The organism is Nostoc sp. ChiQUE01b (genome assembly GCF_034531255.1).
Classification (GTDB): Bacteria; Cyanobacteriota; Cyanobacteriia; order Cyanobacteriales; family Nostocaceae; genus Nostoc.
Map to the genome: position 1 here is coordinate 22,513 of NZ_JAVRBM010000094.1, position 11,834 is coordinate 34,346.

Annotated in this window: 8 protein-coding genes; 4 read left to right on the plus strand and 4 right to left on the minus strand. The window is 40.8% G+C overall.

Features of this window, described 5'->3' with window-relative positions; all coding sequences use genetic code 11:
- Nucleotides 1–48: 48 nt before the first annotated feature.
- Nucleotides 49–615 carry a fasciclin domain-containing protein gene (locus RMY63_RS35310; RefSeq protein WP_322733155.1) on the plus strand — a complete coding sequence of 189 codons (567 nt, stop codon included), beginning with the start codon at nt 49–51 and terminating at the stop codon, nt 613–615.
- Here RMY63_RS35310 and RMY63_RS35315 read toward each other — a convergent pair.
- The 4 genes from RMY63_RS35315 to RMY63_RS35330 all read right to left on the minus strand — a co-directional run bounded on the left by RMY63_RS35315 (nt 596) and on the right by RMY63_RS35330 (nt 7,879).
- On the minus strand, nt 596–5,707 hold the full coding sequence (locus RMY63_RS35315) for an eIF2A-related protein (RefSeq protein ID WP_322733156.1): 5,112 nt from the start codon (nt 5,705–5,707) through the stop codon (nt 596–598). The two genes, RMY63_RS35310 and RMY63_RS35315, sit on opposite strands and share 20 nt — an antisense overlap.
- A gap of 200 nt (nt 5,708–5,907) precedes the next feature.
- Entirely contained in the window at nt 5,908–6,828 is a 921-nt protein-coding gene (locus tag RMY63_RS35320) for a hypothetical protein (protein WP_322733157.1), read from the minus strand.
- A 7-nt stretch (nt 6,829–6,835) separates the two neighbouring features.
- A complete protein-coding gene (locus RMY63_RS35325) occupies nt 6,836–7,222 on the minus strand; it encodes a hypothetical protein (protein ID WP_322733158.1) in 387 nt (128 codons plus the stop codon).
- A 156-nt stretch (nt 7,223–7,378) separates the two neighbouring features.
- On the minus strand, nt 7,379–7,879 hold the full coding sequence (locus tag RMY63_RS35330) for a hypothetical protein (RefSeq protein ID WP_322733159.1): 501 nt from the start codon (nt 7,877–7,879) through the stop codon (nt 7,379–7,381).
- 180 nt (nt 7,880–8,059) lie between these two features.
- On the opposite strand from RMY63_RS35330, the gene RMY63_RS35335 reads away from it, so the two are divergent.
- The 3 genes from RMY63_RS35335 to RMY63_RS35345 all read left to right on the plus strand — a co-directional run bounded on the left by RMY63_RS35335 (nt 8,060) and on the right by RMY63_RS35345 (nt 11,804).
- The gene (locus RMY63_RS35335; RefSeq protein WP_322733160.1) at nt 8,060–10,084 is read left to right on the plus strand and encodes a hypothetical protein; all 2,025 of its coding nucleotides are present in this window, start codon (nt 8,060–8,062) and stop codon (nt 10,082–10,084) included.
- Nucleotides 10,085–10,106: 22 nt separating this feature from the next.
- Entirely contained in the window at nt 10,107–10,739 is a 633-nt protein-coding gene (locus RMY63_RS35340) for a hypothetical protein (RefSeq protein ID WP_322733161.1), read from the plus strand.
- A gap of 594 nt (nt 10,740–11,333) precedes the next feature.
- Complete coding sequence (locus tag RMY63_RS35345) at nt 11,334–11,804, plus strand: hypothetical protein (RefSeq protein ID WP_322733162.1); 471 nt, start codon at nt 11,334–11,336, stop codon at nt 11,802–11,804.
- Nucleotides 11,805–11,834 lie beyond the last annotated feature (30 nt).

Below are 11,834 nucleotides of genomic sequence, written 5' to 3' on the forward strand. Positions count from 1 at the left end.
ACTTAATATTGGCTCCTGAATTCTTTTTGTTAACTATTTGGGAAATTCATGATCTCCATGCACATTCAAAAAATAATGCTTTTTGATAAAAGATTTAACGGCGTAAGTTTTCTAGTTTGTTTTCTAGTCAGTCTCTCAATCTCATTTTTTGCAGGGTATTACCCAGTTCTATCGCTTAACCCTTTGCCGTTGGTTACGACGCAAGTAGCTTCCTCACTCACAATTGCAGATGTTGTCAAAACAAATAAGCGTTTCAACATTTTAGTCAAGTATTTGGAAGAAACTGAACTTATGGAAACGCTAAATTCTCGTCAAGGTTCATATACTATATTTGCGCCCACTGATACTGCATTCACATCGTCCTCGCACAAGCCTAATGACAAGGAGACTTGGAAGAAGATTTTACAGTACCATATTCTAAAGGGTTCAATCAATTCACAAAAACTTAAATCAGGAAAGTTTGACACACTTCTTGAAGGTGATCAAGTTAATATTAAAGTCTACAGTGGTTCTATCAAAGTAAATAATAACGCAAAAGCTACGGAACTCAAGACCACACTTAGCAATGGGGTTATTTATGAAATTGATAAAGTGATTATTCCTCCTCATTTGTAACCGTTCCTATTACTTTATTGTAAGTATAGATAAGTAAATCGTTAATTTCTGTCTCAGTAAACGGATTTTCCCCAACCTCTAGAACATCAATCCATCGTTGGCATTGTTGCTTTTCATCATTGTCATGGATATTTTTATCTTTGATGTATGCATCAAAATCTTCAATTGCTTCTCGAAGAAGATTGCTGTGTCTCTCGTCTAGTGTTAGTATTTCCTTTAACCTCAATGCTCTCGCAACTCCTCGAGTCCTTCGCCAATAAGCTTTAAGTTTAATAGACTTTTCAAATTCAATAGCTTTGTCACAAGCAATTTTTACAATACGCTCATCTTGATATGTTTGTAGGCTACCAAACCAGCATAAATTAGCGTATGCATATGCAGGAATTTTAGATGGATCTAAAGTGTGGTAAATTCTTTCACAAGCTTGAATTGCATCCTTGATTTGACCGTCTCGTGCAAGGAATGGTATGTCTTCCATCAGACTAAGTGCTACCAGCTGTTCTGCTCTGGCTTCTGGCTCGAAATCTAATTTGGGATCATATTCTTTTGCTTTTATGAATTTATCTTGAGCATCTTTTTTTTGTTGATCCTCTGCTAAGGAGTCTCCTTGGTCTTTCAAAATCGCGGCAAAATCTTTGTCGCTCCAAAACTCATACCTAACGCAAATTTCGCAGTATTCACTCATGTCCTTGCACGGTTGTTTTAGAATTATAGGAGCTAATCTTTTACAACAAATTTCTAACCACTCTTGCCAGCCACCTCTCCATAAATATATCGTTTTGTTAGATATTGTTTCGTCAGGATAAGCACTACCAGTGGCTATCCATTCTCCATTAGGGCTAAAAGCGACGGAAGTAACAATATCATCCTGACTCCACGCTTGACCGATAGGGGTACCCTTGATATCCCATAGTCGTATCTCCTTGTCTCCACCTCCGCTAACAATCATCTGCCCGTCTGGGCTAAAGGCAACGCATTTAACACCATCATTATTATCGTTAGCATGAGCATTCCACGGCTTTGTGCCTTCAAAATCATCACCCTTAATATTCCACAAACTTAACTTTCCATCAGAACTACCAGTGGCAATTATTTCTCCATTGGGACTAAATGCAACACATTGAATAGATGTCTTTCGCCACTTACACCAGAGTTTTGTAATGCAATTGTTATTAATATTCCATAAACATAACTTTCCACCAGAATTACCAGCAGAACTAACAGTGGCAATCATTTTTCCATTGGGACTAAACGCAACAGAAAAAACTTGGCATCCAAAGCGAGAATTTATTACCTTAGTAGCAATGCACTCACCCTGAATATTCCATAAACGTATTGTGGAATCAGAGCTACCACTAACAATCATTTGCCCATTAGGACTAAACGCAACGGCATTGACACTATCCTCATGTCCATCTAATTGCCTAATATACTCACCAGTTTGACTGTTCCATAAGCGAAGCGTTTTATCAGAACTGCCGCTAACAATCATTTTCCCATCAGGACTAAACGCTACAGCATTGACATTATTTTTATGCCCATGTAATAATGACTCACCAGTGTTACTATTCCATAAGCGAAGCGTGTTGTCAGAACTGCCGCTAACAATCATTTTCCCATCAGGACTAAACGCTACAGCATTGACACTATCCTTATGATCGGATAATTCAAGAATCGGGTTGTGATTGATAATTGCCCACAGAATCATCTTTGTGTCATAGCTACCGCTAACAATCATTTGCCTATCAGGACTAAACGCAACAGCACTGACACGATCGCTATGTCCGCGTAATGGATGTCCAACAGGTCTACCTTCGATATCCCATAGACGAACTGTTTTATCTTCACTACCGCTAACAATCATTTGTCCATTAGGACTAAACGCTACAGAATGAACCCAACCATCATGCCCGCGTAATTGTTTTTCAAGTCCACGTTCGATATGCCATAGGCAAACTGTTGTATCCTCACTACCGCTAACAATCATCTCCCCATTAGGACTAAACGCAACAGCAGTGACACTTTGATCGTGTTTACCCAAAAGTCTAGATTTGATAGGTTGACCATTGATGTTCCATAGGCGAATAGTTTTGTCTTTACTACCACTGACAATCATTTGCCCATTAGGACTAAACGCAACAGCATTGACACGATCTTTATGTTTACCCAAAAGTCTAGATTTGATAGGTTGACCATCAATGTTCCATAGGCGAATAGTTTTGTCTTCACTACCACTGACAATAGTTTTTCCGTCTGGACTAAACGCTACAGATTTGACAGCTTTCTGATGTTCTTGGAGGGTATAAAGCGGTTCGCCCTCGCCCTCAAAACTCCACACCCGCACTATGTTGTCAGAACATGCACCAGCAATTTTTCGTGATTCTGAACAAAAAGCAATGGAATTGACATCGTAATTCTTATCTTTACACAATGGCAATTTTTTTAGCAGAGTTTTGCCACTGCTGTCCCAAAAGTAAGCCATGTTCAGAGTGCTACTAATAATCATTTCCCCCTTATAACTAAAAGCAATAGAATTGATAGCTGCCTGAGGCTCTTCACAGACATTTGGGACGATCGCTCTCGCCGCAGCTTCATAGAGACTTGCCTGCACAACACCCAAAATCTCACCTGGTTTGTTTGCTAAAATGTCGATAGCGATCGGCTTTTTTACAGATATTTCGTCTTTATTAGAGTTAGATATCCAATCTAAATTTGTTTTCACTGCTTCAACTGCGAGCAATAAAGCATCCAAAGGTTGAGTAGGAATTAAATTCTGTACCCTAGCCGCCTTCTCTTGCAGTTGGGATTTAGTAAGCGCCTGATTCAAAGACTGAATCTGTTTCTCCTTTTCCTGTCGCAGTCGTTTTTCCTCGTTTTCCAGTCGTTTTTGCTTGTCTCGACTGCCTTGAATAAATTTTTGGGTTATCTGATCTAGTCGCCCCAAGCTCAAATACTTTTCGTAATAGTCGTTTGCCTCTACCAACCTTGCACCTGGCCACAAATAATCACTATTTTCCTGGTTATCCTGCCAGTCTTTAGCGGCAGCTTTCAATTTTCTCTCTGTCCTTAAAGCATCACGGTTTTCATTAATCCACGAGCGCAGTCTTTTCCAATGACGAATTAGTGCTTCATGTGCTATGTCTATGACTACCTTAGCTTGGGATGCAGTATCATCTGGTTGCTCTGTTTCTGAGACTGTAGTTACGTTTGACACAGTGTTCGTGACAACTAATCGAGCATCTGCTAGCTGACTAATTACTGGATCTAACAATTCTTTTGGATGCTGATCATTAATCAAATCGTTCTTCAATATTCGTTTACGGGTATCCTCTGTACCCTCTCCCGGCTCCGTTAACTCCAAAAAGATTTTTTTGGCAACTCCTTGTTCTTGCTGCGAAAGGGAATCGTAAACTTTATCTGCCTGTTTTTCTAAAGCTCCTTTGACTTCACCAATTTGAACATAATTTGTCAGTGTTAATGTATTACCTGCTGCTGTCCCACGCTGCTGCCAGTCTTGATGCCAAAGTTCCCACAGTTCTGTTAAGGCATACTGTAGCAGTGGTAAACTACTAGGTGAACCCTGAACATCTTCAATCATTTTCTGCACTAGTGCGTTCTCAACATTTAATCCCACCACTTCAGCGGGTTTGATAATGACATCTTCCAACTCCTCTTTCGTCAAAGGTGTTACTGTTGCCGTATTATTTTTGAGATTTTCGGCAAATCCGGCATAATCCTGTTCTAGGCATTTGCCCAGGAAATCTGCCCGCATGGTAATCACAACTCGTAAGGCAGCAGTATTGTTTACGTCTATACTTTCATTAGGCAAAGTCAGCACATCCATGAGACAATCAAAAAAATCTTGTCTTTTTTGGCTGTCTTTGCACAGTGTAAATACCTCCTCAAACTGGTCAATAACCAAAACCACTGGATTTTGCTGGTGTTCACTAACTAACTCTGCTAAGAATTCTGCTCCTTTCTCCTTTAATCGACTGATATATCGAGGCTTACGCCCAACCGGATCATTGGGTTTAATAAACGCAGTTGCGAGACTTGCTAAAGGGTCATCTCCTGGTGTAATCACTGGCAAAATATGCCAATTGGCTGTATCCCGTCGCTGCCCTTGTTGAATCGCGTTTAGCAGCCCTGCTTGTACAACTGAAGATTTGCCGCTACCAGATGCTCCCAATACTGCCAGAAAATTCTGTTGCCACAGTTTTTCTAGGAGTTCATCTATTAATGCTGTTCGTCCATAAAAAAACTGGGTGTCTTCTGGGTTAGAGCCAAAGGCGGCTAAACCCCGATAGGGATTTTTGTCCGGTTGCAGTGGATTATTGGTCTCTTGGGTTCTACTTCCTCTACTGTCAACCAATATGATTGGCTCGCCATAACTAAAAAATATCGGACGCTGCTTTTCTTGCTTTAAGTTCTGATTGATAAAATCTATTATCCTGTAATTATTTACTAACCCATCCGGTTGTCTTTGCGGGTCAAGCCCTTCTAGTAATACCTTCGTCAGCACACTGTAGTTGCTGTTGGGATCTTGCCCAGATTCTTCAAACTCTCTACTAGATGTAATAAAACAGCGATCGCGTGCCTTTCCTTTATGGTCTGGATTTGCTTCATCAAAGTTCAACAATTCCCCACTGTAGCAGCAGTCTAACCAAATTACCTGCTTGCGGATTGGGCTTTCTTCCAACACTCTTCGTAACCACTGTAAGGGTAATCCCCATTTGTCATCATCTGGGTTAGTGTCGCTAGTTGCCAAAAATCCTTCCTTAAGGCCTCTTTCTTTGCGAATACCATGCCCGGAGAAATAAAACAGGGCTGTGTCTGGATAGTTATCGCCTTTAGGGAGAAATAGTTGTTCTAATGCAGTTTCTAATTGTTTGAACGTAACTTCTTGATTTTGAGCTACACGACGGGCATTATTTTCAAATGGGTGAAGATACTCTGGAAGTCGCCAAACTCGAAAATAATCACCTTCACTGAGTCGTTGGGCAATACTTTCTGCATCGTTAGCAGGCGATCGTAAAGCTGGCAATCCTGAATTATATTGATTAATGCCAACAACTAAAGCATCTTTACTCATTAAACCTGTCCGAAAAGTAAGGTTCTACCTTGAACTACAAGTGCCCTACGTTAATTTCCGGACGAGTCTATTAATATGAAACTTTTTATAAAAATTCTGGAAAGCTAATCTATATTTTAACTAGCGTTTAACTATACTTAATCTTTTCCAAAACAACAACTATGTCAATTTTTATTACTAAATATCTCCCTTCATAACAATCACTTGTCCTTTGGTGGTGTAAATATTGGTCTGTCCCCATCAGAACCTCGCAACAAATAATTTGTTAATTGTTTACCTAACTCTTGTTCTTGTTTGGGATTAATAGGTATTGGCCAGCGAAGAGATTTGTAAAGTTCTAGGCGATACAAATCAAATGCTGATTCCAACAAGCTACAGTAGACACTTGCCGCATCAACTGCCCAATAATAAGCAAAGATTGCCCCCAGTAACCCAACAGGAACAGCCCACCAAGCCCAAACAGTCCATGCGATAAACAGCAAACTCCAGAACCAAAAACGACCTGCTGTGTTCAGATTTGACCGTGCTTCCTGTAATTCTTTCTTAACACCATCCGGTAATACTAGCCAGAGGCGAGACCAGCAAATTACAGCATCCAAGCCATACTTGTCATAAGGACGACTCTCAGCTGCTCTAAGGATATTACCTAACTTTGTCGGCATTAGCCTATTAAGTTGAGATGGAAATTGCATAAGTTGTCCATCCAGCGTTACATATTCCTCTAATTCCTTGTTAGTTATAACTTTTTTATCTTTTTTCTCAGCCAAAGCTTGCCAACACTTATCTTTTCGTGCAAATTCATACTCTTGTTGCTGTATCATCCAGCGTCGTAAAGGTTGCAACCAACGACACCAATAGCCTTCTAAAAATCTTAAAACAGATAAATCGAACCTTTGAACCACAAAAGCTGAGACAGCAATAATCAGCAAACCAGTTACCGTAACAGCAATTAGCAAAGATTCTGGTTGCTGTTTGAGCCAATCTTCCAAAGGTTTTCGACCAAAACGCCAGACCCAAGCTAATAGTCCTCCCATCCAAAAGACAAAAGCTGGTGTCAGTATATTTGCAGCCCAGTTTTCTGCAAGTTTTCCACCGAGACTTTCCAAAAATTTGGTTGGCATATTTGTATTACTGATCGGCAGCAATTAGCAGGACACTATGAGTAGGACAGATTGGTATAGTTGCTCCGATTACGCGACGATACCAAATATAATCGTCCCCTTGAGGACATATATACTTTTGAGCAGATATCGCTTGAGCTTGACCTGCAAGTTTCTCAAAACCTTTTGATACCTGCTTTTCACTAAGAAATTCAACTATCCAATTATAAGTATTTGGGTAACTTTTCAGCAGTTCTAAAATCTGCTCATGGACTTGCTGACCAGCTTTAGCTTGTGCCAGCAGTTCAGCCAATTGGCCGTCTACTTGAACTGCATCATCTCCTAAAAGTTCCTGAAGGAAAGGACGAATCGAACGGGCACAGTCCAAAACACCTTCAGGTTTAAACGCCATCATTGTAACCTCATTATGATATGATAGATATCTAATTGTAACTGTTCACAGGATTATTTTAGCTACCGCAAAAAATAGGTAGACATAGATAGTAAATTGAGAATCATGGATGTAAAGTGCCTCATTTAAGGAATTGGGCGTTGGTAAAAGTGTAATGAACTAAGCTGGCAGAGGAACTGTCCAAGACTTCAAATAGTGAAGCAGTAAATGGAGCGAACACTTCAACATCTCAACTGACTCTGCAATATTCATCTTGGCCATCAACGCTGCCGCTACTGGATTGTGTTGCGCTAGAAAATCACGCCAACTTAGGCGATTTAATTGAATTGCTGCAAACTGAAATTCCAGCACCTTAAAATCGGGAAACGTAACGCGATAATTTTGAGGTTCAGCGCGTTTTGGTTCATCAAAGGAAAAAATTACTACAGGATAAATTGGTAAATCATATTTTTCATGCAAGCGGGCAAAATATTTAAACATCCGTTTGGCAAATTCCGACTTAGTATAAGACTGATTTTCAACGTGAATTAAAAAATAAGTTTCCTGCTGCTGATAACGCACCTGTGCTAGCAAATCAATTTCTTTCTTTTCGCCAGACGTGACATCGGTAAACACCTCACGCATATTGTGGGTGGCTTGATTTAATACTTGCGACTTCATTTTTTATATTCCTCGTTTATTCTCAGTCATCTGAGAAAAGTAGCTTGAGGATATTTGTTCATAAAACTGCTAACTGTCAACATTAGCCAACTGGACAACTTATAAATTGCCATTTGGTCTAGCTGTTTCCAGATGAAGTCTTGTTAGGCTAACTGCTAAGGCAATCAGCTTTGAGTACCTATGGCTACCAAAACACTGACCAAACCTAAGCAAAGACAAAATTCTCAAAATCGCTCATGGGAAAACCTGACAGATCGCCGCAAACTCCGCCATATTGAAAACACGCTGGATAAAGCGATCGCATCCTCAATTCAGGATGATTCTATCCAGTCCCACGAAGACTTTAAAGCCTATGTAGAAAACTACAGCCAGGAATCAGGTAAAGCCCCCATTACTGTAGAACTCTGTGTAGGAGGTGGGGATGATGACGAGATTAGAGGCTATCGCTTCTACCTCACCAACGATCCCAACCACAGAACCAGTGGCAAGTACCTAATTAAAAACCTCGAAGGAATTACCAACAAAGATGAAAACTACTTCACCCCTTCTAACATTGCTGAAATTTGCGGTTTTGCTGAAACAGAACTAGACGATCTCGATGATGAATTAGAAGATGACCTGCTCGATTTAGATGAAGAAAATGAAGAAATAGATGATACAAACGACGAACTAGACGACCTATTAAATGATGATTTCAACACTAAACTTGACGACCTAGATGACTTAGGTAAAGAAGACGAGCCATCTGTTAGTCGTGTTAGCGCAGCCCAAACTAAAACTCAAGCCAAAACTTCAACTAAAACCCAAAGTAATTCTCAGCCTAAAACACAACCTAAAACTCAGGACAGAGCTAAGACCAATAAAACTGCTGCCAAAAACTCCAAATCTAGAGAACCTCTAGACGAAGCTTCGCGTTTAAGTGCCACAGCTGCCACCAATGGACGAGAAGTTAATGGGGTGAATTTGGCAGGCTTAACAGGACAACTGGCATCTCTGGGAATTGCAGTGGGACAAGGTGTTTTGGAACAGCTAGCAGCCGAAGCTGATGAAAAGCGGCTTGAACGAATTCTCAAAAAACTCCAACAACAGAATGACCGCGTAGATAACATAGCCAGTCGCTTGCAAGAAGCAAAGCCGGACTCACCAGAGTCTCAAAAGTCTCAAGATTTTCAAACTGTATCTGAAGAATCAGCCGCAGATAATCCACTGGCTGTAGCTGCTACCAAAATCGGCTCGAAAGTAGATAATCTTGGTGACAAACTAGACCCCAAATACCAATCACAACCATTTGAATTAAATAAGGATGCCAGCGTCAGCGAACAGCTTGACCAAATTGAAGCCTACCTGAAAGTTCTTTCCAAGCGACTTGACCGTTTAGAAATGGTAGTTAGCCGATTGGAAAAACAGATGGCAGCACCACAGAATAATTCTACTGTTGTCGAGTCAGAAACTGATGCAGATATTGTCCAACCTAACTCTGCTAACCAGCAACCAGCAGATGTTGACATTTTAGAACATTTGACGAAACGCCAAGCACAGCAACAGCAAGCTGCCTGTGCCGATGCTTTAGTGGGGTTTGCCAAAGTTGCTGGTGAGTTATTTGACCAATCACCCCAAGCAGGTATCGCCATTTCCAGTAACAAAACTTTATGGGTAGAAGCACAGGACAAGCAGGTAGCAATTGCCTTGGAAAATACCCAAGGTGAAACACTCTTTGCTGGTACTCGTACTCAGGGACAGTGGGCGATCGCACAAGACAATCTCAGTCCTGATGAAAAGACTGGCATCTGCAAACTCCCACAGTCGAAAGAAGAATACGCTCTCAAAGCCAGTACCCAAGCATTAATTCAAAAATTTCAAGAACAACTACCTAACCGATTTAACAGCAACGATGAACCGACATTCACCTGGACTGAAAAGGGCAAAGTCAAGTACGAGTTTGAAGTAGTAAAACTGCCCAATGATACACGGCTACTTCAAGGATTTAACCCTAATCGTAACGATGAACAAGTGCTTGATGCCGTTTTAGTACCAGGGCAGCCCCCAGAGATTTTGCAGTGTAGCATCCCCCTGCGTGAGATAGAAACGCTACTGGACAATCAGCAATCAACTCGCTCTACCCAAGCCCAGACTGATAAAGATACTGCAAGGCAACGCCAGAAACAAACTCAAAGAAAAGCCAGCAAACCAGAAATGCAAGTTTAATTCTACAAACGAGAACAAAAAAATGAACAACACAAAATCTCACATTTCTCAGTTAAAACTGCTGCCATCTCGTAAATTTTCAACCAACTTGAGAAACCTGAAAATCAACCGCATAGACTTACTTTTCATTTTACTATGTCTTGCGATTGGAATTTATTTGTTAGCTACCAAACCCATATTCGTCACTATTTTGGGATGTGCCACCATTGTTTTCTTGAGTATTAGGTACGTAATTCGGACAGTACCCATTCTAGAAAAGTATTTAGGTAGAAAAATTCGTTTCTGGCATATTGTTGCCGCCATTATCACTGTTACCGCTTTACTCGATACTTTTACAACTCCAGCCCAAGCTATTTTCTTAAGCGGGTTGGAAAGCTTCTTCAACAATTTAGCCCAACAAAGTTCCCAAGCCGGAGGCGGTTCCACTAGTACTTTGGATGCCAACGTTGTTGGTTTGACATTCAACCTCATCCGAGGTGCATTCTTGCTGCTGGTTGCTGCTGCTTCTCTATTTGCCTATAACCAAGCACAGCAAGGTAACGACTGGCGACCGATTGTTACTCAAGTTGGTTTAGCATTCTCCATCGTAATTGCAATTGATGTCATCACTTTCATATTTGTCGGTAATGGCACAGGAACAACAGCCATAAACTAAACCCAACTGGAATTTTATACCCACTAAATAAGAATTCAGAAGTCAGAAAATATTCGTCAGAATTCATCAGTGGGGGATGAGCGCGGAAAGTGGGAGCGGCAGCTTCCGCCGTTGGTATCTGTTAACTACTTAGTAGCCTGACTGTCTTCTAAGACTCGTTACTACGAAATTTGACCACTCAATAAGCTGTCGCACCTACAATTTGCACTTTTTGTCAACCGTAACCCATGATATATCGAGAATGTTTTGGAAAAGTAAAGACGCGACAGCTTATGCAGATTTAGTGTAGTGTTTCACCTTTTATTGATCCACCACTCCTACAGAATTCAGCATGGCTTCTGACTCCTGACTACTGAATCACTTATTGTTAAATAGGGCTATCAAAGATGGCAAATTCATAACATATTGTTCAGAAAATTTAGGCGGTGTCAGTTATTGAGAAATTTCGGAAAAACTTAAAAATACTGCTAATAGTTCGTCAAACCAACTTTGAGAGGTTAATGACAAGAATAAAATTCCTATTCTCCTCCTTATCTTCACTTGTTACTTCTTGGTTGACAGACTACTAATGCAGCACCAGAGAATTACACAAATATGGCACAAGACAATCGAGAATTCATCAAAGTCAATCGGATTTTGGGCAAGCAAGCCAGTATTGGGCCAATTCCGGCTGAACAGCTACTTCCTTGGATTGCCATCATTGTAGTTTGCTATGTTCTCACCAATGGTTTACTCAGTTTGGGTATGGGTTGGTTCTTTGCCACCTCATTCTGGCTAATTATCAGCTGGTGGATTCTCACAGGCAAACAGCCCCATCAGTTTTTAGATCGATGGCGTAATCCACCGGGGACAGAGTGGTGCAACAGCAACAGCATTTACATCTCACCGATTCCCGAATATCGACCTTGGTGGGTGCGTCGGCGTTACGCAGACTCGCAAGTGCAAATCCGATTTAAGCCGCTGATTGTACCGAATCAATATGGAGGCAAAAGTAAGTTCATGCCCTTCCAAAATGAAGTAAATATCTGCTGTATTGCAGAAATTAACCCTCTTTTGTCACTCTAGGCAGAGGAAAAATAGAAATAAGGGATATTG